This window comes from Corynebacterium sp. (assembly GCF_043426755.1).
In the GTDB taxonomy this organism is placed as follows: domain Bacteria; phylum Actinomycetota; class Actinomycetes; order Mycobacteriales; family Mycobacteriaceae; genus Corynebacterium.
Map to the genome: position 1 here is coordinate 1 of NZ_JBHWRP010000001.1, position 25278 is coordinate 25278.

The window sequence follows — 25278 nt, forward strand, 5'->3', positions numbered from 1 at the left end:
GGAAATGGGGTGTTGTTTTTGGGCCTAGTGCTCTGCTATTTCGGTTCGAAGGTCATCGAAATAGAGTTGATGCAGTAGCGCAGGTCCGTAGGTGTTGGGAAGCCCTCACCTTCAAAGACGTGACCAAGGTGGGAGTGGCAGTTCGCACACAGCACCTCGGTGCGCACCATCCCGTGGGAGGTGTCGCGGCGCTCAATCACCTTGTCGCTGTTGGCTGGCTCGTAGAAAGCGGGCCATCCACAGCGAGCATCAAACTTTTCACCGGAGCGGAAGATTTCTTCGCCACACGCGCGGCAGTAGTAGATTCCCTCGTCGGTGGTATCGGTGTACTCGCCAACGCCCGGGGGTTCCGTGCCGGCCTCACGCAGGACGAAGTACTCCTTCTCGTTGAGCTTCTCGCGCCACTGCTGGTCGGACCAGTCGAGGTAGTTAACCATGGGTGCGCACTTCCTTCCATTCTGATGTGCGTTGTCGTGACACCAACACTACCCACGTTGCCGCCGCGATGATGAACACCGCCCAGCCCAGCGTGGGCAGGAAGGTGGTTAACCAGCGGCCCGTCAGGACGAAATCCGGTGAATACCATTCCAGCGGAGCCAAGCAGAGAAGCGCACCCACCCACGCCATCGGATTGTGGAAGAAGCTCACCCGCTGAACCACCGTGAACATGGCGGGGAAGATCATCATGGAGTAGTAGGCCTGGCCCAACGACGACAAAATGAACACCCCAACCAACAGCACCGCAGCAGTCGTGGTCGCCCACAGGAGCGGGTCAGTTGAGCGGAAACGCAGCAGGCCCAGCACCGCCACCGCAACAGCCGCGGCCAGGAGCACCCAGAGCACAGCCTCCATCCAGCCAGGCATGCCAAAGTACACGGCGAACCCAGCCAGTGAAGAATTGGCATAGTCACGTGTCTGGCTCAGATATGGCACGAGCTTGTCCACGTAGTCGCTCGCTCCGGGCGTGAGCGGCCACGCAATCACATTGAGCAGCACAGGTACTGCGATGCCGGTGCCCAGCGCCTTCCAGTCCAGCTTCGCTAGGGGAAGAAAGAGCAGCGGGAGGAACATTGGCTTGACGACGATCGCCAGGCCCAAGACCAACCCCGCAGCCCAGGACCTCTGCCGCAAAAACAGCCAGAAGAACCCGACAAGTGCCAGGAGCAAGATCCCGTTGATATTGGAAAACACCAAGGTGTTCGTCACCGACTCCGTAGCAAATGCCGCCGCGATGGAGGCGGGCAGCAACCAGGAGCGCCACGTGTGGCCGACCATGTACGTCATCACCGCCAGCGCCGCAATGATCGCTACCGCATTCGCACCGATGAACCAGGGGCGCATCGCCGCCGTATCGGCCGTCAGCCCCAGAGGGGAGAGAAGCAGCGTGGCACCCGGATTGTAGAGGTAGTGCGGGTTCACATGGTGGTAGACCTCGTTGTACACCGGAACGCGCTCGACGAAACGGCGCGCCGCGGTCTGAACGGTGGTGAAGTCATCGGTGATGCTGCCCGTGCGCGCGAGCACCAGTAGCCGGTGCAACACCAGCAGGATTGCGAGCGGCCACGCGATCGCGTTACCAACGGCATTCGCCTTGCGTGGGGTGGCTGTTTCAGACAGGGGAGCGGGCGCCACCCATGCGTTTTCCAGACGTTGTACAAACACGCCTCTTACCGTACCCGGCGATACCTGAGAAATAGCACCGAATCGTCGGTCGCGCGCAGATCGTCCAACTCCATGCGGTAATCAAACTCGGTGCCGTCCGGCCGCGGCGCCAGAAGATGTTTCTTGACGGGGCCGTGCATCAACGGGTCGATCGTCAGGTGGAACACATCGACTAGGTCCGCGTTGAACATCATCGAGTAGATCCCGGGCCCGCCCTCACACGTGATGCGCTGATAGCCCCGGTTTCTCAACGCCTCCACCATCTCCTCCGCGCTTCCAGTACCGGTATCCACAAGTGTTGCGCCGGCTGCCTCTAACGCTTCCCGCTTATCGACGAGAGCCTCGTCGATAAGCGAACTGTGCGGGCACAGGATGATCGGGCTGTGCTGAGCCGTGGTGAAGAAGGGGGAAGTGGTGTCGAAGTCGAGGCTGCGCGAGACCACTGCGATGGGAGTGGCTGGTGCGCGGTAGCTCTCTGCACGGATTGTGTTGGCGCCGACGAGGATGCACTGGGCCCAGTCGCGGAGGCCAAGGAGTAGGGTGTCATCGGTGGGATTGCCGAGGGCATGGGAGGAGCCATCCCAGGCCGAGGCGCCGGACAGGGTGGTGATAGCGACCGCGCGGAGTTCTGGTGTGGTGGCCGGCAACGTAGGGCCGATGAGTTCGGCTGCGGTGAACGAGGGGGCGATAGTCATAGCGACAAGAGTACAGCCCGGCACTGGTGATCAGTGCCGGGCTGTAAGTGGAGCGGATGACGAGACTCGAACTCGCGACCCTCACCTTGGCAAGGTGATGCGCTACCAACTGCGCTACATCCGCGGGTCGTTCGCAGATCATGGTGGACCTACAAACTGCGTGCGCGATACTGGGATTGAACCAGTGACCCCTACCGTGTCGAGGTAGTGCTCTACCGCTGAGCTAATCGCGCGAGGGGTGGAGGTGGATACGGGAATCGAACCCGTGTACACGGTTTTGCAGACCGTTGCCTAACCACTCGACCAATCCACCATGGGTTAACCCCCAAAGTACCCAAAAAGTACTTGGAGCGGATGACGAGACTCGAACTCGCGACCCTCACCTTGGCAAGGTGATGCGCTACCAACTGCGCTACATCCGCATTCGCTATTCGCTTATAGTGTCAAGGTGTTTAAACCTTGGTGCGCGATACTGGGATTGAACCAGTGACCCCTACCGTGTCGAGGTAGTGCTCTACCGCTGAGCTAATCGCGCGAGCGGATGACGAGACTCGAACTCGCGACCCTCACCTTGGCAAGGTGATGCGCTACCAACTGCGCTACATCCGCGTGCATTAATCCAGCGCCTCGGTGGTGTAAGCCATCGTGGCGTGGTGCGAATCAAAACTTTAGCGTGGCAAGTGTCAGTTATACAAATCGACAGGTCACACCCCCTAGCGGACACCTCTTGCTTGCTGGGAATTACAGCCATGTTGTTCGGTGGCGAAAACGGTGCTGGCTTTAGGGCGGATGCGCGGCCATGTTTGTTGCTGACCTGCAGATTAGGTGGTTTGGTCGTCTTCGGACTATTGTTTGTTTACGTCCGTAAGGCACTACGGTCCCATGGCTCAGTGGAAGAGCGTTCCGTTCACACCGGAAAGGTCGCTGGTTCGATCCCAGCTGGGACCACCAATTTTTTTAAACCCCAGTTCAACTGAACTGGGGTTTCTTGCATTCGCGGCAGGCGGTGGTTTCTCGTCGGATCGTGCGCGGCCCCTCTTGGCCTCTCTCCGTACCGCGAGTCCGTTCCCCTCGAACGCAAACTGCTGTAACTGGAATGTTGGAACAGGGCCGCTTAGTCGCGTTTGACCGTCGAAATCTCCCTAATCCAACAGTTGAGGTCCAACAGTTTGGCATCCGTCTGGGAACTTTTGCCCATAGTTGACCGACTACTTGAATGACGCCGCTTGCAGCCGCTGCGGTTCGGCGTCACACGTTCATCAGCTGCCGCATAGCGCTCGTTGCTACGGCACGTCGTATTTCGAGGAATGCCCATATCCGCCGTAAGGTTGAGACCCGAAGAACAATCCTCGGTTTACAAGGAGACATCATTGTTGCGTTCCACCCGCCGCGCACTCGCGGCTACCAGTGCTGGCATGCTCGTGGCAGCCGCCGCACTGTGTGGCCCTGTTGCCGTTGCGCATGATTCGGTGATCGGCGGAAGCCCGCACAACGAGGAGGTCGTCGATACGTTCCCTGACACCATCACTTTGGAATTCTCGGGTTACGTTAAAGACGATTTCAACACCTTCGCTATCTCTGACGCGGACACGCAAGAAGTGCTGTTTTCCGGCGAACCAACGGTCGAGGGGCGCGACGTGTCGCTTGAGGTGCCCGAAGATATCGATCCAGGCCCGGGCAACTACCGCATCGGGTTCCAGATCACATCCTCGGACGGGCACGCCACGCGTGGCATGACAACCTTCACCGTCGCCGGTGAGCAGGAAAGCGATGGCGCCCAGGCAGATAATCCCGAGGCGGACGAGGCCCAAGAATCCGCGGAGAGTACAACCCAAGAGTCCTCGTCGACACCCTGGGGTTGGATTATCGGCGGAGGGCTTGTCGTTCTTGTCATCATCGGGGCGCTCATCGCTGTAGCTGGTAAGCGTTCCAAATAAAGAAAATATCCCCGAGTCACATCGGAAAAGGAGAATATTCCCATGAATCGCCGTCTAGCTGCTGGTGCAGCCCTGATCGCTGCATCGTTGACTATCGCTGCCTGTGGTGATTCTGCAGATAACACTGCGGAAGACACCACTGCTGTTGAGACCTCTACAGCAGTAGAAACCACCACTGAGGTGGAAACGTCCACCGAGGATGCCACCGACCAGGATGTCACTCTGGAGGATCCAGTCATCCGCGCTATGGAGGCAGGCAAAGGGATGACTGGGGTGTTCGGCACTTTGGTCAACCACACTGACCAGGACATTAACATCGTCGAGTTCTCCACCGACCTTGGCGCAGAAATTTACGAGCTGCACGAGGTTGCCGACGGCGTCATGCGTGAGATCGAGGGCGGCTTCGTCGTTCCCGCCAACGGTAGCTATGACCTAGAGCCAGGTGCCGATCACTTCATGATCATGGGCTACGACGAAGCCATCGAGGCTGGCGATACCGTCAACGTGACCTTCAAGGACTCGGAGGGCAACGAGTACACGGCGAACGACGTCCCTGTGCGCACCCTGCTGCCGGGTGAGGAAAACTATGGTGAGGACGGCGAACTTCAGGGCCATGACCCACATGCGGGCCATGACATGATCCAAGATATGGGGGAGATGGGTGAGCACATCGACGCTCCTGCCCACTAGCTAGATTTTCAAGGTCTGAGAAAGGGTTTAACGATCATGTCTATCTCTCGTCGTGGTTTCATCGCCGGCGCAGCCGTGACCGCAGGGTCTGCGGCCGCGCTGTCGAGTAGCCATAGGGCGTACGCCGGGGCGAAGCAGCCCGCGCCGGAGCCCGACGACGCCGGCGTCGAGGTGGACTATCGTTTGACCGAGGCCACCGTCGATTTTGACGGGCCCCACCAGGCGGGAATCTCTACGGCGCCACAGGCTTACCTGAATCTGCTGGCCTTCACCGTCAAGGATGGGGTGGACCGCAGCGCTCTTACCCGTCTCATGCGCCTGTGGACCGAAGACGCGCGTGCCCTGTGCTCCGGAGAAACCCCGCTCGGCTCGCTAGAGCCCGAAATGGTGCAAATCCCCGCCAACCTCACGATCACCTGCGGTTTCGGCCCCCGCATCTTTGAGATCGCAGGGCTTAACGACGAAAAACCCGACTGGCTGGAACCATTACCGGAATTCTCCCGTGATGAGCTGGACGAACAGTGGGGGCAATCTGATCTAGTCCTCCAGATTTGTTCCGACGATCCGGTGATGGCCAGCCATGCGATGCGCCATATGGTGCGCGCCGGTATGGACTACGTGGATACCAGCTGGCTGCAGCAAGGGTTCCTGCATGCCGATGGCTCGATGCCTGACACGAGTACTCCACGTAACCTTTTCGGCCAGGTCGACGGCACCGTCAACCCACGTACCGACGAGGAATATGACGTGCAGGTCTGGATTGATGAGGGCGCGGACTTTGAGATCGGCGGCACCTCGATGGTGGTACGCCGCATCAATATGAACCTGGATACGTGGGAGATGCTGGACCGCGTGTCGCGCGAGGAATCGGTCGGCCGCAAACTGTCGAACGGTGCCCCGCTGACCGGGGAGAAGGAATTCGATGACCCGGACTATGAGGCCACAGACCAGTACGGCCTTCCGGTGATTGACCGCAACTCGCACGTCGCCCGTTCCCAACCACCCGCCGATCACCCGGAGCAACGCATCCGACGCCGCCCCTACAACTATGACATCCAACCGGATCCGGCCCTCGGCCAGTTGTCCAATGCTGGCCTAGTGTTCATCACCTTTCAAAAGGATCCGGTGACACAGTACGTTCCGATCCAGCAACGTCTCGACGAGGCCGATCGCCTCAATGAGTGGATCACCCATATCGGCTCCGCCGTGTATTGGATCCCGCCGGGAGTGTCCGCTTCAGGGGAGCGCGATAAGTTCTGGGCGCAGAGTTTATTGGAGCAGTAGAGGGCACCTGTCCCATGTTTCCTTTGTGTGAGGAGTAGACTGTCTGCGGTGACCCCAAGCTAATTTTCTTGAGGGTCTTACTTGCTAGCACAGTGCTCGCGGCCAGGTATGCCGCGGGCGCACGAGCGCAAAGGAGCGCATCAGTCATCATGGCTAACGAATCTGCAGTGGCGCCAGCCAACTACCCACCGTTTACTGTTCCTGCCGGCACTGCCGTAGGTGCAGCAATGCGAGAGCTGGACTTGCCGAACAAGGGTCCAGACGCTGTTGTCGTCGTAAAGGATGCCGAAGGCAATTTGAAAGATCTCTCGCACGTCGCCGAGGCGGACGCTGAATTCACCCCCGTCACGGCGTCAAGTGAGGAAGGCCGTGGCGTGATTCGCCACTCGTGCGCGCACGTGCTGGCACAGGCTGTCCAGGCGGAGTTCCCGGGCACGAAGCTGGGCATCGGGCCAGCCATCGAGAACGGTTTCTACTATGACTTCGATGTAGCTGAGCCGTTTACTCCGGAAGACCTGAAGACCATCGAGCGCCGGATGAAGAAGATCATCAAGTCCGGCCAGAAATTTGAGCGTGGCGTTTATGCCTCCAATGAGGACGCCATTGAGCGGCTGAAGGATGAGCCGTACAAGCTCGAGCTCGTCGAGGATAAGGGCAACGTTGACCCCAACTCGGATGAAGCTACCGAGGTGGGCGCTGGCGAGCTGACCTTCTACGACAACGTAAATCCACGCTCCGGCGAGGTGGAATGGTCCGATCTCTGCCGCGGCCCTCACGTTCCGACGACGAAGTACATTCCGGCGTTCGCGCTCACCCGCGCGTCAGCAGCGTACTGGCGCGGTGACCAGTCCAATGCTGGCTTGCAGCGTGTCTACGGTACTGCGTGGGAATCCAAGGAGAAGCTTGAGGAATACCAGACGATGCTGGAGGAAGCGGAAAAGCGCGACCACCGCCGTCTGGGCTCTGAGCTTGACCTGTTTTCTTTCCCGGATGATATCGGTTCCGGCTTCCCTGTGTTCCACCCCAATGGTGGCATCGTGCGCCTGGAGATGGAGGAGCATTCGCGCCGCCGCCATATTGAATCTGGCTATTCGTTTGTGAACACTCCGCACATCACCAAGGGCGACCTCTTTAAGAAGTCGGGCCACCTTGACTGGTACGCCGATGGCATGTTCCCGCCAATGCAGCTCGACGGCGAAACTGACGACGAGGGCAACGTGACCAAGCCGGCGCAGGATTACTACGCCAAGCCGATGAACTGCCCGATGCACAACCTGATCTATGCTTCCCGCGGCCGTTCCTACCGCGAGCTGCCGCTGCGCCTGTTCGAATTCGGTACCGTGTACCGCTATGAGAAGTCCGGTGTGGTTCATGGCCTGACCCGCGCCCGCGGCTTTACCCAGGACGATGCACACATCTACTGCACTGAGGATCAGCTGGAAGAGGAGCTGACCAGCGTCCTCGAGTTCATCCTGTCGCTGTTGCGCGACTACGGTCTTGATGATTTCTACCTGGAGTTGTCCACCAAGGACCCAGAGAAGTTCATCGGCGATGATGACGTGTGGGAGCGTTCGACGAATATCCTGCAGGCCGTGGCGGAGAAATCCGGCCTCGAGTTGGTGCCAGACCCCGAAGGCGCGGCGTTCTATGGCCCGAAGATTTCGGTGCAGGCACGCGACGCCATTGGCCGGACCTGGCAAATGTCCACGGTCCAGTTGGACTTCAACCTGCCAGACCGCTTCGACCTGGAGTACACGGCGTCGGATGGTGCGAAGCATCGCCCGATCATGATTCACCGCGCACTCTTCGGTTCCATTGAACGCTTCTTCGGCGTTCTGCTGGAACACTATGCTGGTGCGTTCCCAGCATGGCTTGCGCCGCATCAGGTGATGGGTATTCCAGTGGCGGAAGATTTCTCGTCTCACCTGGAGAAGGTGACGGCTGAGCTGCGCCGCCGGGGCATCCGTGCAGACGTGGATACTTCCGACGATCGCATGCAGAAGAAGATCCGCAACCATACTCAGGCTCGTGTGCCGTTTATGCTGTTGGCCGGTGGCCGAGACGTCGAAGCGGATGCTGTCAGCTTCCGTTTCCTCGACGGAACGCAGGTGAATGGTGTTCCAGTCGAAGAAGCTATCGGTATCATCGAGACATGGATCCGCGAGCGGAATAATGAACAACCCAGCGAGAAAGCGATTGTCGCGCGACGTGCATAACAACGCAGAGCACCCAGAAGTGTTCACAGACACTGGTGTCGGTGAGGATGACCGGCTCCAGCGGCTGTGGGCGCCTTATCGGGCTGCGTATATTGCTGACGCTCCCAAAAAGGATGAAGAACAAGGCCCTTTCGTCGCCGCTGCGCAAATGGACGATGAGGACGCATTGATCGTCGCACGCGGCAAAAGCGTGTACGCGCTGCTGAACCTCTACCCGTATAACTCGGGCCACCTGATGGTTGTGCCTTACCGCAAGGTAGCCAACCTCGAAGAACTGACCGGCGAAGAAACCGTCGAGCTCATGGAATTCGCCAAACTCGCAGTGCGCACCCTGAAGCGTGTATCGTCGCCGGAGTCCATCAACGTCGGTCTGAACCTGGGCCGAGCTGCCGGCGGCTCAGTCGGCGACCATTTGCACCTGCACATCGTGCCGCGGTGGACCGGTGATGCGAACTTTATGACAGTGCTGGGCGAAACGAAGGTCCTACCTGAGCTTTTGCGTGACACTCGTGCTTTGTTGGCAGAGGGCTGGCAGGAGCTTATCGACGAGGACTCGGAGCGTGACAATGCTTAGTGTGCACGGTAGGAAACCTGCCGCAGTGGTTGTAGAACCAATCGCGCAAGGGTTTCTGCGGGCGGGCTTAACACCCAACGTGGTCACCGTCGTTGGTGCCGTCGTCACTGTGGCGATCGCCGTGGTCCTCATCCCAGCTGATCACCTCGTGTGGGCCGCGATCTTGTCTGCCATTTTCTCAGCTTTTGACATGGTGGATGGCACCATGGCCCGGCTGCGAGGTGGTGGCACCGCGTTCGGTGCCACGTTGGACGCCAGCTGCGACCGCATCACCGATGGGGCCTTGTTCGGCGCGATCACCTATTGGTTGGTGTTTGTCGATGATGCCCATCCGTCAATGGTGGCAGTGTCTCTGGTGGTCGTCGTAACGTCCCAGATCATTAGCTACGTCAAGGCACGCGGCGAGGCAGGTGGTTTACGCATGGTCGGCGGCCTGATCGAGAGGCCGGAGCGCCTCATCCTGGGCCTCGGCGGCCTGGCCCTAGAAGGTTGGGGAGTGCCCTATGCCATTGAGGTGGCCTTGTGGGTGCTGGCCGTTGGGTCTGTTTTTACGGTGATTCAGCGACTGGTCATGGCATCGCGCGATGAGAATTCCGCCGCACCTGTTGCAGCGCCAACCGGAACCGTCACGGACGAGGAGTAGCAAGAGTGGCTTTTCGATTGCCAACTGCCGAGGACCTATCAGCCGCCGGCTATTTAGCCGGTTGGAAGATCATTGGGCGCTTGCCCCATTCCTGGGTGACCGCGCTGTTTAATTGGGGCGCTGACAAGGTTTCAAAAAACGGAGCGGGCATGGAGATGCTGCGCCGAAACCTAACGCGCGTGGTGGGAGCACCGTATGTGACTCGTGATTTGGTGCGGGCCTCGGTCCGGTCTTACGCGCGTTACTGGCGCGAGGCTTTTCGGTTGCCGCGACTGGCGGGGGACCCTGAGCTGGTCGCGCGCATCAGCGAAGGAATCGTGGGGCGTGAGCTTCTCGACGAATCACTGGCCAAAGGCAAAGGCGTCATCTTGGCGTTGCCGCATTCCGGCAACTGGGACATGGCCGGAATGTGGCTCAATACCAACTACGGCCAGTTCACCACTGTGGCTGAACGGGTTAAACCCGCGGTGCTGTTCGACGCGTTTGTCGAGTTTCGGGAGTCCTTGGGCTTTGAGGTGCTTGCGCTGACAGGGTCGGACACCCCGCCGTTTCAAAGGCTGAAAGAGGTCCTCGAGTCGGGCGGCATCGTCTGCCTGCTGGGCGAGCGCGACCTCACGCGGCGCGGCGTACCAGTGACATTCTTTCGCGAGGACACCACGATGCCGGCCGGGCCTGCCCAGCTAGCCATCGAAACTGGGGCTGCGTTGCACGCGGTCCACTGTTGGTTCACCGGAAACGATAAGGACCCCGGGTGGGGTCTGTCCGCTTCGGCCCCGGTTGAGGTCACCACGCTGGAGGAGACCACGCAGCGGGTTGCTGACCTGTTCGCTGCCAATATTGCAGCCCACCCTGCTGATTGGCACATGCTGCAGCCACAGTGGCCGGTGGACAAGAAGAAACGAAAAACGGCCAACGCGGGGGAGTAATCATGCGGATCGGAATGGTGTGCCCATACTCTTTCGACGAACCCGGCGGTGTTCAAGCCCACATCCTTGATTTGGCGGAGGTTTTTCGGGCGCAGGGCCATGAGGTTGGCGTGCTCGGACCAGCATCCGGTGACACTGAACTGCCGGACTATGTCACCAAGGGTGGCGGCTCAGTGCCGATCCGCTACAACGGCTCCGTGGCTCGCCTAGCGATCGGCCCTCAGGTGTTCCGCAACACCCGCGCATTTATCTCCGAGGGCCAATTCGATGTTCTGCACATCCATGAGCCAAATTCTCCTAGCTACTCCATGGTGTCCCTGTTCTTAGCGGAGGGGCCGATCGTCGCTACGTACCATGCCTCCGCCACCTCCTCATGGATCTTGCGAATGGCGCGTCCAATACTTCAACCCAGGTTGGAAAAGATTGGCGGTGGTATCGCCGTGTCAGAAATGGCTCGTCGTTGGCAGGTGGAAAAACTCGGCGGGGACCCCGTCCTCATCCCCAATGGCGTAGATACGTCGCGGTTCGTCGCCGCCCGGCGCACGCGTGACGACGATGAACCTGTCGAGATCGTCTTCTTGGGCAGGCTGGACGAATCCCGCAAGGGGCTTGATATCCTGTTGCGCGCATTGACCCAGCTCAACCGAGAGGTCAAGGTGACGATTATCGGTGCAGGCCGGCCCCGCGAGATCCCTGGCATCAATTTTGTGGGCCGCGTCAGTGACGAGGAGAAGGCCGCGATCTTGGGCCGCGCTGACATATACGTCGCGCCCAACACGGGCGGGGAGTCCTTCGGCATCGTGCTCGTGGAGGCAATGGCGGCCGGTTGTTCGGTCGTTGCTAGTAACCTCGAGGCTTTCGCCGCGGTCTGCGATGCGGAAAGCGAGAGCCCGGCGGGCGTCTTATTTCCCGTCGGCGATGATCATGCCCTTGCTACCGCGTTGCGTTCGCTTATCGACGATGCCTCCGCCCGCAAGCAGTTGGTGGACAACGGCAACCAGCGTGCGAAACTTTATGACTGGGACACTGTGGCCGCGAAGGTCATGGCGGTGTATGAAACGGTCGCCGATGGATCGACGGTAAAGGTGTAAGCAGATGAACACTGTGGTCTGGGTCATCGTGGCAGTTCTCGTCACGGTGTTCTTAACGTGGGCATACTCCACGGCTCAGCGGCTGGACCGCCTGCACGTGCGGGTCGATCGGGCTCGGAATTCTTTGGAGGCAGCTCTTGATCGTCGTGCTGCAGTGGTGGCGGTGGCTCACCCGAGCGTTGCTCCTGCGGCCCGGCGGGCAGAAGATGCAGGCCTAGTGCCGGGGGACTTCGCCTCTAGGATTGAGCGTGAGCGTGATCTCGGTGCGCGGCTTGCGGAAGCAGGGGCGTCGGAAAGCGCTGAAATGGCGGATGCTGACGCGCGGGTCATGCTAGCGCTGCGGTTCTATAACGACGCCGTGGCGGACACCCGCGCGGTGCGTCTTCAGCCGCTGGTAAGAATTCTGCGCCTAGGCGGGACCGCGCGGCTGCCTGAGTTTTTCGAATTTGCAGACAGCTAGTTGGTGACTTGGTCGGCGACGGCATCTGGGTCATAGGGCTGGCCGATGGCCAACAGAACCGCGAAGACGATGGCGATGACCACAAGCGCGATAATCAGGCAGCGCCAAGGGTGGCGCACACATTGAGCCAGTACCTTGTCGGGGAATGTTTGGGGCTCTTCATTCGGATCAGCAAAACGCCAGCCGCCGTCGAGCGCTCCGCGACGATCGGCCCAGATGGAAAAGGGCAGCGCGGCCCAAGGGATCAGCGAGACCACTAGGCCGGCGATGCCCATCCCTGCCGACCAGCGGTTGTTCACCCACACAATGACCGTCAACACGATGAAGCAGAGGAAGCCGAAGCCGTGGACTCCACCGGCGATGGGCACCACCGCTTCCGTTACCCCGGAGTATTTCAACACCATGGCGATGATGAGGAATGTCCAGGTGAAAAATTCGAGGATGGCTGCAGCTAAGTGCAATTTTTGGGGTGTAACTCGAGTCATAAGCACCAACGGTACCTGGTTGGCTAAAGAAACCGTGTACCGTTTCGGGGTATGACGGAGAAGCGTTCCTCTATAAGCACCATTTTGGATTTAGAGACGATCGACACTGATATTTACCGTGCACCCGCGGTGGATTCGGAGCTTGAGCGCACTTTTGGTGGGCAAGTCGCTGCACAAGCGCTCGTCGCTGCAACCCGCACCGTTGGCGACGATAAATTTGTGCACTCTTTGCACGGGTATTTCATGCGACCAGGGGTGGCCGCCCAGGACACCGTGTTCTTGGTCAATCGGATGCGGGACGGAAAGTCATTCGCCACCCGCCACGTGGAGGCCGTACAGAACGGCGAAATCATCTTTGCCATGCAGGCGAGCTTCCATCGTGCTGGCGATCCTGGCCCGGAGCATTCGGACATCATGCGCACCGTGCCGTTGCCGGACGAGATCCCCGCAGAGCGCGAGACCATCCCGGCTTCGCGCCGCGCGCTGCTCGAGGAATGGTCGGATTGGGACATCCGCGTTGTCCCGCCGGATCTGTACGAGCACAACAAGTACACGCCTTCGCAGCAGGTGGTGTGGTTTCGTTCGAAGCAGGAACTTCCCGACGACGACACTTTCCACGTCTGCACCCTGGCATATATGTCGGATATGACGCTGTTGCATTCTGCTCTGGTGCCACACCCAGGGTATCGGGTGCAGATGGCTTCTCTGGATCATGCGATGTGGTTTTTAAGGCCGTTTCGTGCCGACGAATGGCTGCTCTACGACCAAGTATCGCCGTCAGCACACGGCGGTAGAGCACTGACCCACGGGCGGATTTTTGACCAGTCTGGCAACTTAGTGGCCATGGTGACTCAGGAAGGCCTGACGCGCACTCTGCGCGCGGGCGCAAAGACGCTTCCAATGAAAAATTTGACAGAAAACGATGAGTAGTACGCAGCCTTGATGCCCGCAGCAACGGCGGAGGGCATCGTGTGCGTATACTTGATCGAGGCAATGAGGCAGATGTGAGTACCGCTCGCTCATGCCTCTGCATCAACGAAAGGATGGGGACTAGGTTATGGCTGGCCACTCAAAGTGGGCTACTACCAAGCACAAGAAGGCAGCGAACGACGCGAAGCGTTCGAAGCTGTGGGCGAAGATGATTAAGGACGTCGAAGTCGCAGCGCGCACCGGTGGTGGTGACCCCGCAGGCAACCCTACGTTGGATGACATGATCAGGAAGGCCAAGAAGGCCTCCGTTCCGAACGATAATATCGAACGTGCTCGCAAGCGTGGCTCCGGCGAAGAAGCTGGCGGCGCTGATTACGAGACCATCATGTATGAGGGCTACGGCCCCAATGGTGTTGCGATTTTAATTGAGTGTCTGACAGATAACCGCAACCGTGCGGCCACCGAGGTACGCACCGCGATGACGCGCAACAACGGCAACCTAGGCGAGTCCGGTTCCGTCGCTTATATGTTTACTCGTACCGGCGTCGTCCAGGTGAAGAAGGGCGAGCTGACTGAAGACGACGTGCTGATGGCCGTTCTCGAAGCAGGCGCCGAGGAGGTCAATGACCTTGGCGAAGAGTTTGAGGTCATTTGCGCCCCGACCGACCTGCAAGAAGTCAAGACCGCTTTGAATGATGCCGGTATTGAGGTTGAGGTTGCGGAGCAGGATTTCCGTGCCTCAGTCGAGGTAGAGCTAGATGAGACGGACGCGAAGAAGCTTCTCAACCTCGTGGACGCGCTCGAAGAGTCTGATGATGTGCAGAACGTGTACACGAATGCAGATATCTCCGATGAGATCATGGAGTCGCTCGACATCTAGATCGACGACTATCGACGATTACCGTCGCGATTGGCCCCGCTGTGCATTACTGGTGACGGCGGGGCTGAATCTTTTTGTCTGCACGCTATGATAGAACAAGTGTGTGACTACACAGGCTTGTTGGGCAAGTTGGGCAGTACGTTCTTGGAGGCGTGAGTGAACTTAGAAGGACTCAGGGTAATGGGAATTGACCCCGGGTTGACGCGCTGTGGCCTCTCGGTTGTCCAGGCTGGCCGCGGGCGCCAAGTTATTCCCGTGGCTGTGGGTGTGGTGCGTACTCCCTCTGATGCCGAACTGGCGGAACGCTTGCTCCGTATTTCACGGGCGGTGGGGCAATGGATGGATGAGTACCAGCCTGACGTTGTCGCGATGGAGCGCATCTTCGAACGCGGCAACGTGTCCACCGTGATGAACACCGCCCACGCTGTTGGGGTGATGATCCTCGCCGCCGCGGAGCGCAACATTCCCGTCCATATGTACACCCCGTCAGAGGTGAAGAAGGCGATCTCTGGAAATGGTCGCGCCGACAAGAAGCAGATGACCGTGATGATCACGCGAATCCTTGGATTGTCGGAAGCGCCGAAACCGGCTGATGCGGCTGATGCTCTGGCGATTGCCGTGTGTCATTGTTGGCGCGCCCCGTTGCTTGCTCGGACTCAGATGGCCCTTAATACTGCAGGAGAGAAACGTTCATGATTGATTCTTTGCACGGAGAAGTGATCTCGATCGGCTTAGATCACGCGGTGATCGAATGCGGCGGGGTGGGGTATCGCTTCCTTGCAACACCGCCGACGCTCGGTCGGCTGACGCGTGGTCAGACCACTCGAGTGCTCACTTTTCTTGCCGTGCGTGAGGACGCGATGACCTTGTACGGGTTCATGGACGATGATGATCGAACGATGTTCCATACCCTGCAGACGGTGTCTGGCCTCGGCCCGAAGCTGGCGTTGGCCTCCTTGTCGGTATTTAACGCCGCGGAGATTGCTCACCACATCACCGGCGAGGACCCCAAATCGCTTCAGACGATTCCTGGAGTGGGCAAGCGGATGGCCGAGCGCATGATCGTCGAGCTGAAGGATAAACTGCAGGGCCTGTTCACTGAGGAAGAGGCGGCAGATGCCACCACGGCCTCCACCGGCGGCTCTCCAGCAGTAGTGGAACAAGTTGTCGAAGCCTTGGTGGGGCTAGGCTTTACTGACAAGCAGGCCCGACCTGTCGTGGAACAGGTCGTCGATACGCTGCCCGAAGATAGCGCTACAGCGGACACGGCGACCGTCCTGCGCACCGCATTGTCACAACTAGGCAAGAAGTAGGGGAGCGCGACCGTGTCTGATATTGAGAAAACGGAGTTTCAGCTGCCGCCGGATATGCAGCGTAAGGCCTCGCGTGCCGACGATGCCCCCGTCGATCCGCAAGAACAGGCCGAGGACCGTGATGTCGAAAAGACGCTGCGGCCGAAAGCTCTCGACGAGTTCATTGGCCAGCCGAAGGTGCGTGAGCAATTAGATCTGGTGCTGACGGGTGCTCGGCAGCGCGGGGTTACCCCCGACCACATCCTGCTGTCTGGCCCCCCTGGATTGGGTAAGACCACCTTGGCGATGATCATCGCCCAGGAAATGGGGTCTTCACTCCGCATGACGTCTGGCCCCGCACTGGAACGTGCAGGCGATCTCGCCGCAATGCTGTCGAACTTGATGGAAGGCGATGTCCTTTTCATTGATGAGATTCACCGCATTGCTCGTCCAGCGGAGGAAATGCTGTACATGGCCATGGAGGACTTCAGGATCGATGTGATCGTCGGCAAGGGCCCTGGTGCCACGTCTATTCCTCTGGAGATCCCTCCGTTTACTCTGGTCGGTGCGACAACTCGAGCAGGGATGCTTACTGGCCCGTTGCGTGACCGCTTTGGGTTTACCGCGCAGATGGAATTCTATGACGTGGACGATCTCACGCGCGTCGTCACGCGTGCTGCCAGCATCCTCGGGGTCAGTATTGATGACGAGGCTGCAGTCGAGATCGGGGCGCGCTCGCGGGGTACCCCGCGCATCGCTAACCGGTTGTTGCGTCGTGTCCGCGACTGGGCAGAGGTGAACGGCGATGGCCGCGTGAACCTCACCGCAGCCCAGGAAGCCCTGCGCGTTTTTGATGTCGACGAGTTAGGCCTTGACCGCCTTGACCGGGCAGTCCTCGACGCCCTGATCAGGGGGCATGGTGGTGGGCCCGTGGGCGTGAATACGCTTGCTGTGGCTGTCGGCGAGGAACCCAGCACCGTGGAGGAAGTATGTGAGCCCTACCTCGTGCGTGCTGGCTTGATGGCTCGGACTGGCCGTGGGCGGGTGGCAACGGCTGCCGCGTGGCACCACTGCGGGCTGCAACCGCCGCCGGAGGCACCTGGTCAACTCAACGTGCTTTAAGAAAAGAATCGGGGCCGGCACTAGCTAGCTAGATAGCCGCCGTGTAAGAATGGGACGCATTATGGAAATTGTATTTTTAATCCTCATCCTCGGTATTTTTATGATCCCGTCACTTCTGATGGCTCGGCAGCAGAAGAAGCGCCAATCGGAAGTAGTCGCGCTACAAAACTCTGTGCAGCCTGGTGATCAGATTGTCACCGTGTCCGGCTTCCACGCAACGATCGTCGATACGCACGATTCGGTGTTGACCCTGGAGCTGGCGCCGGGAGTCCACGCCACGATGGAGCGCGCAGGCGTCATGCGCAAGGTCGAGGAGGTTGAGCCGCCGGCAGGTGGTGTGCCTGGGTCAGCCGGAGACGAATGGGACAACTACCCAACTGAGGTAGACGATCGAAACCAGCACCCCGAGAACCTTCCATCTGACCGCTTCGATCCGGATAACGACGAGAAGCGCTAAGCGAAACGCTTCCTGAAATATTTTGCCCGACCCTGCTTTTAGCGGGGTCGGGCACAAGTTTTTCGGGCGCCTGACGTACGATGAGAGTTTGTATTCGTTACGTTAATTAGCTAGTCCATCACCATCGAGGAGAAGCCTCCGTGTCCGTTACTACTCGGCGTACACATGACAATGGTTCGAAACGGCAGTGGCCCAAGCGCGCACTGGCCCTATTCGTGCTCATTGTTGCTGTTGTGTACGCGCTGGTATTTTTTACCGGCGATCGTTCAGCAACCCCGAAACTAGGAATCGACCTGCAGGGCGGCACGCGTGTCACTCTCGTTCCGCAGGGCGACGAGCCGACACAGGACCAGTTGGATCAAGCGCGCACCATTCTGGAAAACCGCGTGAACGGCATGGGCGTTTCTGGCGCGGAGGTTGTCGTCGATGGCAACACCTTGGTTATTACAGTTGCGGGCGACGATTCTTCTGAGGTGCGCAGCCTTGGACAAACCTCGCAGCTGATGTTCCGCCCAGTGGCGCAGCCAGGCATGCCGGATATGGAAGCTTTGCCAGAGGTCATGGAAGAGACGGCCAATGACTGGGGGGAATACGGCATCATCACCCCAGAGCAGGCCGATGAGTCTCTGAATGAGATCTTCAGCGCATTGAACCAAACCCTTGGCGAAGAGAACGCGGTGGAAACTCCTACCGTGACTGCAGAGCCTCTGCCGGAGCCAGAGAACTCGCTTGAGGCGGGTGAGCGCCGTCAGGAACTGACGAACATGCTGCAGGACGACCGCCAATCGGAGGACCCGACACAGCAGTTAGCTGCCCAGGCGTTGATGCGCTGCGAGCCAGACTCCACCGACCCGCTGGCGGGCACGGACGAGCCAGAACTTCCGTTGGTCTCGTGCGATCCAAACAGTGGCCAGGCACTCCTGCTTGAGCCCGTTCCGCTGTTGGCCGGTGTGACCGATGAGGACGGGCCCCGCTTGACGGGTAACCAGATTGACACCAACCAGCCGATCAACGGCGGGTTCAACCCAGAGACCGGCCAGATGGAGATCAGCTTCTCCTTCAAGCAAGACGGTGAGCACAACGGTTCTCAGACCTGGGCTCAGCTGACCTCGGAGAAGCTGGGGCAGCAGATCGCCATCACCCTGGACTCTCAGATCATTTCCGCGCCCGTCATTCAGGGAGCAACCCCGGTGGGATCTGCTACCTCGATCACGGGTGACTTCACTCAGGAAGAAGCCCAGGCGCTGGCAAACAACCTGCGTTATGGCGCACTGCCTCTGTCCTTCGCCGGTGAGAACGGCGAACCAGGCGGAACAGCACAGACCGTCCCACCATCTCTGGGTGAGGCCTCACTGAAGGCCGGGTTCGTCGCGGGCCTTGTTGGCCTAGTACTGATCGCGATCTTCGTGTTCACCTACTACCGCATGTTCGGCTTCATCTCACTGATCACATTGGTCGGTTCCGGTGTGCTCGTCTACGGCATGCTGGTGCTGCTGGGCAGGTGGATCGGCTACTCCCTTGATCTGTCCGGCGTAGCCGGTCTGATCATCGGTATCGGTGCGACGGCTGACTCCTTCGTCGTGCTCTATGAGCGCATTAAAGACGAGGTCCGCGCCGGCAAGACGTTCCGCTCCGCCACCGCGCGAGGTTGGGACCGTGCGAAGCAGACCATTGTCACCGGTAACATGGTCACCCTCATCGGTGCAGTGATCATTTACTTCCTGGCCGTCGGCGAGGTTAAGGGCTTCGCCTTCACCATGGGTCTGACCACTATCTTTGACCTGCTGGTGACGTTCCTGGTCACCGCACCGCTGATGATCCTCGCTTCGCGCAACCAGTTCTTCGCCAAGCCGAGCGTCAATGGCATGGGCAAGATGTTTGCCCTGGCCGAGGCCGACCGCAAGGCTGGGCGCGATCCAGAGATCGAAGCAACCAAGGCGGAGGCCCCCGCATCAAAGCTGAAAACGGATTCCGCCCCCGCCTCAGATTCCGGCTCGACAGCGGCATCCATCTCCGCTGAAAGCGAGGAGAAGTAGCAATGTCTAACACCACCACAACGACCACCGAGTCGACAGCCCCGAAGATGAATGCGTACGACAAGCTCTACACCGGCGAGGGCGGCATTGACTTCATCGGCCGCTCCAAGATCTGGTACATCATCACCGTTGCGCTGATCCTGATCTCGCTGGGGTCCATGCTCTTCCGCGGCTTTGACCTCTCCATTGATTTCGAGGGTGGCACAAAAATGTCAATGCAGGCCGGAGACCTCGTCGCCGAGGAGGTCGAGGACACCTTTGTCGAGGCAACCGGCGTGGAGCCGGAGCTCACCCAGATCGTGGGCGCTGGCGATTCCCGGACGCTCGAGATTAACTCTGAGCACCTCACCCAAGAGCAGATCGACGCGGCCCGTCTGGCCATCTATGAGGAGCACGAGCCACTCAACGCAGAGGGCGAACCAACCCCCGACGCCATCGGTGACTCCACCGTGTCTGAGTCGTGGGGATCAACGATCACCGAGCGCATGATCTTAGCGCTGGTCGTCTTCCTCATCGCCGCAGCCATTTATGTTGCGGTCCGCCTAGAGAAGGAGATGGCCGTGGCCGCGATGGCTGCACTCTTCGTCGACGGCATCGTGATCTTGGGTATTTACTCCGTCTTCGGCCTGGAAGTATCCCCGGCCATGATTATCGGCCTGCTCACCGTGCTCACGTTCTCCATCTACGACACCGTGATCGTGTTCGACAAGGTGAAGGAGAACACGTCCGGTGTTCTTGGGTCTCGCCGTTCCACCTACGCTGAGGAAGCCAACCTTGCGGTCAACCAGACCGTGATGCGTTCCATCTCCACGTCGGTGATTTCCGCGCTGCCAATCATCGCGTTGCTGGTCGTGGCTGTATGGCTATTGGGCGTTGGCACCTTGAAGGATCTTGCCCTGATCCAGCTGATCGGTGTGTTGGTCGGTATTTTCTCCTCGCTGTTCCTGGCCACCCCGCTTCTGGTCACCATCGTCAACCGTGAAGACAAGTACAAGAAGCACAACAAGGCCGTGGCGGAATACCGCGAGCAGAAGAGCTTGACGGCGCACGGTGACGTCGACGCTGAGGCTTCCGACGAAGACGATGAGCAATTGGCGGGTCCAAAGCGTCGCGTGAGCACTCCAGTATCTGGCGAGCAGGTGCCTGCGGAAAAGGATGAAGTGGTTCGCGACACCCCGCGCACCTCGACGTGGCGCCCGGATCGTCGTTAAGCTCTCATCGCCCTGGCACGTGTCGCCAAGACTGTGTGAATTGAGGTATCTCTTTGCTTTTGAACTCCCGGATCGCTCGCGGTGTCGGCTCTGTTGTTGCGGCTGCCGCATTGCTCGTCGGATGCGCAGAAAGCCGTGAAACGCCCAAGGAGCAGGCCGCCGAATCGACTGACCTATTCGGTTATCAAGTCGCGGTACCGCTCTTGACGACGAATGCGGGCTCCGAAGTAGGCGTATCGACGAACGCCCAGCTCTTGTCGGGCCGCCTGTACCCAGCGGTGTTCGTGCCGGGGCCGAGCGGGCAGATGATTCCGAACTCAGACCTGGTGACAGCCCAGTCGCTGCCTGGTGCCCAGCGTCAGGTGGTGTACACCTTGTCGCCGGACGCTGTGTTTTCTGACGGCACTCATGTGACATGCACAGATTTCCTGCTGGCGTATACGGCGGGATCCCAACCTGAACTGTTCGGCTCGCACATGCCCGTGATGGATCAGGTGGAGCGAGTGACGTGCTTGCCGGGGGCCAAGCAATTTACGGTCGTGTTCAAGGAAGGCCAGGGGGGCCGCTGGCGGGAGTTGTTCGGTCCCGGCACAGTTTTGCCGTCTCACGCGATCGCGCGCAAGCTGGACATGGACGCTACTCAGATGGCTCAGGCTTTGGACTCCGGGGATCCAGCCCAGATTGAGCCCATCGCAAACCTGTGGCGTGAAGGTTTCGATCTTGCTCATTTCGACCCGGAGATGCAGGTCTCTTTCGGCCCGTTTCGCATTGAAAGCGTCGGCGAGGACGGCGAGGTCACTTTAGTGCGCAACGATTATTACTACGGCGACCAGGCCTCGCTGGACACAGTCGTGGTGTGGCCGGCTACTGCCGATTCGGGCGCGCTTGTCGACGAAGGCGCGCTGCGAGTCGGCGACCTGCTGACAGCAGAGCCAGACTGGGTGGACCTGAATGTCGAAGGAAGCCCCTACACAATTGAGTCCAGCGTCGGGGAGCTCACTGACACGCTGCGCATTGCGGAGACAGGTCCCTGGGCAACACCGGAGTTCCGCCAAGCTCTGTCGAAGTGTATCGACCAGCACGCGGTGGCAGCAGCGTCGTCGGAAGTTTCGGGCGTAGAGGTGCCTGCGGTAGGGGTCCACGTGGTGGATCATTTCGATCCGCTGGCGCGTCACTTGGCGAACATCGTCGACCCGCATATGGCGGTGGACATTCCCGGTGCCAGCGTGGCTGCAGGCACCGAGCTGCGGGTAGGGTATTCGTCGCCAAATGCGCGCAAGGCCGCCATGGTTGAGGCCATGCGGGTATCGTGCGAGCCTGCTGGGATCACCGTCATTGATGCCACGGAAGACGGCAAGACTCTCGCCGATGTCGGAGGCTACGGGGTTAATGAATGGGGCGAGCAAACAGTCGAAGAGGGCAGCATCGATGCCTTCTTGGGTGGGGCGGATCCTCTGGCGGAGTACAGCGCTGCGGAGCCGCGTTCGAGCGAGTTGGGTGCTCTGCGTGAGGCAGAAGAGCAGCAGTGGGAAGAATTGTCGCGGATTCCTTTGGCTGCCCAACCCCGTTCGTTCATCATCGACCGTAATGTGGGTAACGTTGTGGTGTACACCGGACCCGCCGGGATCGGATGGAACATGGACCGGTGGCAAGTATCAAGTGAGGAACCTAGCAGTGAGCCAAAATAAGTACGCAAACTCTCGCGAGGCGCTGAAGGCGAAAATGCGTTATGTTCAGGACTTTCCCGAAGAAGGAGTTCTGTTTGAAGACCTAACCCCAGTGCTTGCCGACGGCGACGCATTGAAGGTGATCATTGAGGATCTGTCCAAGGCTTGCCAGCGCTTGGGAGCAGACATGATTGGTGGCTTGGACGCCCGCGGATTCCTCTTGGGGTCTGCCGTGGCCTATGACTTGGGCGTGGGCGTGCTGGCGATTCGGAAGAAGGGCAAGCTGCCTCCACCGGTGTTTACTCAGGAATATAAGACGGAGTACAGCTCCGCGGCCCTGGAGATCCCCGTGGATGGGATTGACCTGAAGGGCAAGAAGGTCGTGCTTGTCGACGATGTCCTCGCCACGGGTGGCACCTTGATTGCCGCCACGGAACTCATTGAGCAAGCAGGCGGTGAAGTACCCGGTTACGTTGTTGTACTCGAAGTCGAGGGGCTTGGCGGCCGCGAACGGATCGAGGGACGTGGTCCAGTCATTGTTGTCGATGGCGACACGGTGGATGCTGGTTAGTCTGGGACCGCGTGGGAGAGCACCAAGAGTATGATGGTGTAAATCGACATTATGTGGTCGGTTGGACACGTCGAGGGTGAAGGAGGCGACAATGACTCAGGAGAAGAGCCAGCGCCTAACAGGAATGCGTAGCGTATCTGCGCGGCTCGCGCGGTCTTTGACGGGGAGTCGGACCAAAACGAACCCAGTCTTGGACCCTTTACTCTCGATCCACCGCGAGTTTCACCCGAAGGCAGACGTTGAGGCCTTGTCACGAGCGTATGACACGGCCGAGCGGCTGCACGAAGGGGTGATGCGCAAGTCCGGCGATCCCTATATCACCCACCCCCTGGCGGTTGCCACCATCTGTGCCGAAATTGGTATGGACACCACCACGCTGATAGCGGCCTTGCTCCATGACACCGTGGAAGACACGGACTATTCCTTGGAGGAACTGACCGACGACTTCGGCCCAGAGGTCGCGCGCCTTGTCGATGGCGTGACGAAGCTGGACAAGGTGGCACTGGGGGCTGCTGCTGAAGCCGAAACCATCCGGAAGATGATCGTCGCCATGGCGCAGGATCCGCGCGTTTTGGTGATTAAGGTTGGCGACCGGCTGCACAACATGCGCACGATGCGTTTCCTACCTCCTGAGAAGCAGGCTAAGAAGGCGCGCCAAACCCTCGAAGTTATTGCCCCTCTAGCGCACCGCCTCGGCATGGCGAGTGTGAAGTGGGAGCTGGAAGACCTCTCATTCGCCATCCTGTACCCGAAGAAGTACGAGGAGATTGTCCGCTTGGTGGCCGACCGGGCGCCGTCCCGTGATCGCGCACTCCGCGAGATTTCGGATGAGGTCGGCGCTGAGCTGAAGGCGAATAATGTCAAGGCAGAGATCCGGGGACGGCCGAAGCATTACTGGTCGATTTATCAGAAGATGGTCGTGCGCGGTCGCGAGTTCGATGAGATTTTTGATTTGGTGGGTATTCGAGTGCTCGTCGATACGATCTCCGACTGCTACGCCGCCATCGGCGTGGTGCATTCGATTTACTCTGCGATGCCGGGGCGGTTCAAAGACTATATTTCCAACCCGCGATTCGGCGTGTACCAGTCTTTACACACGACGGTGATGACGGATTCGGGACGCCCCCTGGAGATCCAGGTGCGTACCCACGAGATGCACTACAACGCCGAGTTCGGCGTGGCCGCCCACTGGCGCTATAAGGAGACCAAGGGCTCTCACAAAGGCGACCAGGCTGAGATTGACCAGATGTCGTGGATGCGTCAGCTGTTGGACTGGCAGAAGGAAGCGGCGGACCCGAACGAGTTCCTGGACTCCCTGCGCTATGACCTAAGCGCGAAGCAGATTTTCGCATTCACCCCGAAAGGTGATGTGATCAACCTGCCGGCGGGCTCCACCCCGGTCGATTTCGCCTATGCGGTCCACACCGAGGTTGGCCACAGGTGTATCGGCGCGAAGGTGAACGGCAAGCTGGTGGCGCTGGAATCAGAGCTGCAGTCTGGTGATCGCGTGGAAGTATTCACGTCGAAAGACCAGAACGCGGGGCCCTCGCACGACTGGCAGGATTTTGTTGTCTCGCCGCGCGCGAAGGCGAAGATTAGGCAGTGGTTCGCGAAGGAACGTCGTGAAGAGCACTTGGAGGCGGGGCGCGATGCACTCGCCGCCGAGGTCCAGCGCGGCGGGTTGCCGATGCACCGCCTGTTCACCGCTGAATCGATGCGCAAGGTAGCCACCCAGCTGCATTACCCGGATGTCGATGCGCTGTATACAGCGATCGGGGCAGGAACAGTGTCGGCGCAACACGTGGCCCACCAGTTGATGGCCATGTTCGGGGACGAGGACGACGCCGTCGATGCGCTCACTGCGCGCACGCCGCTATCCCAGCTTGTCCCGCCGCAGCAGACCTCTGGCAGCGAAACGGGAGTGCTTGTCGACGGGTCCCCAGACGTGATGGCGAAGTTGGCGAAGTGCTGCCAGCCCGTACCGGGAGATGAGATTCTTGGGTTTGTCACCCGCGGTGGCGGCGTGTCGGTTCACCGCACTGACTGCACGAACGCGCCGAAGTTGCAGGAAGAACCCGAACGCTTGCTGCCCGTTGAATGGGCCGGGGACGGGTTTGGAGGCCAAGGATTTTCTGCCACCTTGCAGATCGAGGCGCTCGATCGTTATGGGCTGCTGGCAGAGCTGACGCGAATCTTGACTGAGCAGAAATTGTCAGTGGTTGCGCTGAATTCGCAGCTTGGCGACGATCGCGTGGCCATGATCCGATTCACCGTGGGCGTGTCCGATACCAAGCAGTTGGGCGCCCTAATAAATCAGTTGCGGAACGTGGAAGGTGTCTTCGACATCTACCGCGTTACTGCCTAGTGCACCGGCCTCCTTAAGTGAACGCTTATGTCCCCACGCGTGAAATGAAGATGAATTCTTGACTAGCGCGAGATGACGTCCTGC

General features: G+C 59.5%; 24 protein-coding genes and 7 tRNA genes. 21 read left to right on the top strand and 10 right to left on the bottom strand.

Translation table 11 applies throughout. The features are described from left to right. Positions 1-35: 35 nt before the first annotated feature. The 9 genes from msrB to ACHFGA_RS00045 form a co-directional block, all read right to left on the bottom strand. Positions 36-437, bottom strand: coding sequence for a peptide-methionine (R)-S-oxide reductase MsrB (gene msrB / locus ACHFGA_RS00005; protein ID WP_394280442.1), 402 nt, complete (start codon positions 435-437; stop codon positions 36-38). Continuing rightward, the gene (locus ACHFGA_RS00010; protein WP_394280443.1) at positions 430-1662 is read right to left on the bottom strand and encodes a glycosyltransferase family 87 protein; all 1233 of its coding nucleotides are present in this window, start codon (positions 1660-1662) and stop codon (positions 430-432) included. Before ACHFGA_RS00010 ends, msrB begins: the two co-directional genes overlap by 8 nt. A gap of 5 nt (positions 1663-1667) precedes the next feature. Continuing rightward, positions 1668-2357, bottom strand: a complete 690-nt coding sequence (locus ACHFGA_RS00015) for a dihydrofolate reductase family protein (protein WP_394280444.1) — start codon at positions 2355-2357, stop codon at positions 1668-1670. A 48-nt stretch (positions 2358-2405) separates the two neighbouring features. Beyond that, positions 2406-2481 (bottom strand) — tRNA-Gly (locus tag ACHFGA_RS00020). Positions 2482-2518: 37 nt separating this feature from the next. Next, positions 2519-2590 (bottom strand) — tRNA-Val (locus ACHFGA_RS00025). Positions 2591-2596: 6 nt separating this feature from the next. Further along, a tRNA-Cys gene (locus ACHFGA_RS00030) sits at positions 2597-2670 on the bottom strand. A gap of 33 nt (positions 2671-2703) precedes the next feature. Then, positions 2704-2779, bottom strand: a tRNA-Gly gene (locus ACHFGA_RS00035). Between the two features lie 38 nt (positions 2780-2817). Continuing rightward, positions 2818-2892: transfer RNA gene (locus ACHFGA_RS00040), tRNA-Val, on the bottom strand. A 1-nt stretch (position 2893) separates the two neighbouring features. Beyond that, a tRNA-Gly gene (locus tag ACHFGA_RS00045) sits at positions 2894-2966 on the bottom strand. A gap of 267 nt (positions 2967-3233) precedes the next feature. Between ACHFGA_RS00045 and ACHFGA_RS00050 the strand changes: the two genes are divergently transcribed. The 10 genes from ACHFGA_RS00050 to ACHFGA_RS00095 all read left to right on the top strand — a co-directional run bounded on the left by ACHFGA_RS00050 (position 3234) and on the right by ACHFGA_RS00095 (position 12178). Then, a tRNA-Val gene (locus tag ACHFGA_RS00050) sits at positions 3234-3308 on the top strand. Between the two features lie 419 nt (positions 3309-3727). Then, the gene (locus ACHFGA_RS00055; RefSeq protein ID WP_394280445.1) at positions 3728-4294 is read left to right on the top strand and encodes a copper resistance protein CopC; all 567 of its coding nucleotides are present in this window, start codon (positions 3728-3730) and stop codon (positions 4292-4294) included. A 42-nt stretch (positions 4295-4336) separates the two neighbouring features. Further along, positions 4337-4984 (top strand): copper chaperone PCu(A)C, encoded by a 648-nt coding sequence (locus ACHFGA_RS00060; protein WP_394280446.1) that lies wholly within the window; start codon positions 4337-4339, stop codon positions 4982-4984. A gap of 36 nt (positions 4985-5020) precedes the next feature. Continuing rightward, positions 5021-6268, top strand: coding sequence for a Dyp-type peroxidase (locus tag ACHFGA_RS00065; RefSeq protein ID WP_394280447.1), 1248 nt, complete (start codon positions 5021-5023; stop codon positions 6266-6268). 149 nt (positions 6269-6417) lie between these two features. Further along, positions 6418-8484 carry a threonine--tRNA ligase gene (gene thrS / locus ACHFGA_RS00070; RefSeq protein ID WP_394280448.1) on the top strand — a complete coding sequence of 689 codons (2067 nt, stop codon included), beginning with the start codon at positions 6418-6420 and terminating at the stop codon, positions 8482-8484. Next, positions 8441-9058: an HIT family protein gene (locus ACHFGA_RS00075; RefSeq protein WP_394280449.1), complete on the top strand. Its 618-nt coding sequence runs from the start codon at positions 8441-8443 to the stop codon at positions 9056-9058. The genes thrS and ACHFGA_RS00075 overlap by 44 nt, the downstream gene beginning before the upstream one ends. Then, entirely contained in the window at positions 9051-9701 is a 651-nt protein-coding gene (pgsA, locus tag ACHFGA_RS00080; RefSeq protein WP_394280470.1) for a phosphatidylinositol phosphate synthase, read from the top strand. The genes ACHFGA_RS00075 and pgsA overlap by 8 nt, the downstream gene beginning before the upstream one ends. 5 nt (positions 9702-9706) lie before the next feature. Then, entirely contained in the window at positions 9707-10627 is a 921-nt protein-coding gene (locus ACHFGA_RS00085) for a phosphatidylinositol mannoside acyltransferase (RefSeq protein WP_394280450.1), read from the top strand. A 2-nt stretch (positions 10628-10629) separates the two neighbouring features. Then, positions 10630-11718: a glycosyltransferase family 4 protein gene (locus ACHFGA_RS00090; protein ID WP_394280451.1), complete on the top strand. Its 1089-nt coding sequence runs from the start codon at positions 10630-10632 to the stop codon at positions 11716-11718. A 4-nt stretch (positions 11719-11722) separates the two neighbouring features. Then, the gene (locus ACHFGA_RS00095) at positions 11723-12178 is read left to right on the top strand and encodes a hypothetical protein (protein ID WP_394280452.1); all 456 of its coding nucleotides are present in this window, start codon (positions 11723-11725) and stop codon (positions 12176-12178) included. Here the strand turns inward: ACHFGA_RS00095 and ACHFGA_RS00100 are convergent. After that, on the bottom strand, positions 12175-12663 hold the full coding sequence (locus ACHFGA_RS00100) for a DUF3817 domain-containing protein (protein WP_394280453.1): 489 nt from the start codon (positions 12661-12663) through the stop codon (positions 12175-12177). The two genes, ACHFGA_RS00095 and ACHFGA_RS00100, sit on opposite strands and share 4 nt — an antisense overlap. A 51-nt stretch (positions 12664-12714) precedes the next feature. Between ACHFGA_RS00100 and ACHFGA_RS00105 the strand changes: the two genes are divergently transcribed. The 11 genes from ACHFGA_RS00105 (at position 12715) to ACHFGA_RS00155 (ending at position 25194) form a co-directional block, all read left to right on the top strand. Beyond that, positions 12715-13593: an acyl-CoA thioesterase gene (locus tag ACHFGA_RS00105; RefSeq protein WP_394280454.1), complete on the top strand. Its 879-nt coding sequence runs from the start codon at positions 12715-12717 to the stop codon at positions 13591-13593. A gap of 127 nt (positions 13594-13720) precedes the next feature. Continuing rightward, positions 13721-14473 (top strand): YebC/PmpR family DNA-binding transcriptional regulator, encoded by a 753-nt coding sequence (locus ACHFGA_RS00110; protein ID WP_394280455.1) that lies wholly within the window; start codon positions 13721-13723, stop codon positions 14471-14473. 156 nt (positions 14474-14629) lie between these two features. Next, positions 14630-15169, top strand: a complete 540-nt coding sequence (gene ruvC / locus ACHFGA_RS00115) for a crossover junction endodeoxyribonuclease RuvC (RefSeq protein WP_394280456.1) — start codon at positions 14630-14632, stop codon at positions 15167-15169. Then, complete coding sequence (gene ruvA, locus ACHFGA_RS00120) at positions 15166-15786, top strand: Holliday junction branch migration protein RuvA (protein WP_394280457.1); 621 nt, start codon at positions 15166-15168, stop codon at positions 15784-15786. The genes ruvC and ruvA overlap by 4 nt, the downstream gene beginning before the upstream one ends. 12 nt (positions 15787-15798) lie before the next feature. Continuing rightward, on the top strand, positions 15799-16887 hold the full coding sequence (gene ruvB, locus ACHFGA_RS00125) for a Holliday junction branch migration DNA helicase RuvB (protein WP_394280458.1): 1089 nt from the start codon (positions 15799-15801) through the stop codon (positions 16885-16887). A gap of 61 nt (positions 16888-16948) precedes the next feature. Continuing rightward, on the top strand, positions 16949-17344 hold the full coding sequence (yajC, locus tag ACHFGA_RS00130) for a preprotein translocase subunit YajC (protein WP_394280459.1): 396 nt from the start codon (positions 16949-16951) through the stop codon (positions 17342-17344). 140 nt (positions 17345-17484) lie between these two features. Beyond that, on the top strand, positions 17485-19380 hold the full coding sequence (gene secD / locus ACHFGA_RS00135; RefSeq protein WP_394280460.1) for a protein translocase subunit SecD: 1896 nt from the start codon (positions 17485-17487) through the stop codon (positions 19378-19380). A gap of 2 nt (positions 19381-19382) precedes the next feature. Beyond that, positions 19383-20591 carry a protein translocase subunit SecF gene (gene secF / locus ACHFGA_RS00140; protein WP_394280461.1) on the top strand — a complete coding sequence of 403 codons (1209 nt, stop codon included), beginning with the start codon at positions 19383-19385 and terminating at the stop codon, positions 20589-20591. A gap of 53 nt (positions 20592-20644) precedes the next feature. After that, positions 20645-22279 carry an ABC transporter substrate-binding protein gene (locus ACHFGA_RS00145; RefSeq protein ID WP_394280462.1) on the top strand — a complete coding sequence of 545 codons (1635 nt, stop codon included), beginning with the start codon at positions 20645-20647 and terminating at the stop codon, positions 22277-22279. Further along, positions 22266-22829, top strand: a complete 564-nt coding sequence (locus tag ACHFGA_RS00150) for an adenine phosphoribosyltransferase (protein ID WP_394280463.1) — start codon at positions 22266-22268, stop codon at positions 22827-22829. Before ACHFGA_RS00145 ends, ACHFGA_RS00150 begins: the two co-directional genes overlap by 14 nt. Positions 22830-22920: 91 nt before the next feature. Next, a complete protein-coding gene (locus ACHFGA_RS00155) occupies positions 22921-25194 on the top strand; it encodes a bifunctional (p)ppGpp synthetase/guanosine-3',5'-bis(diphosphate) 3'-pyrophosphohydrolase (RefSeq protein WP_026254404.1) in 2274 nt (757 codons plus the stop codon). The last annotated feature ends 84 nt before the right edge of the window (positions 25195-25278 follow it).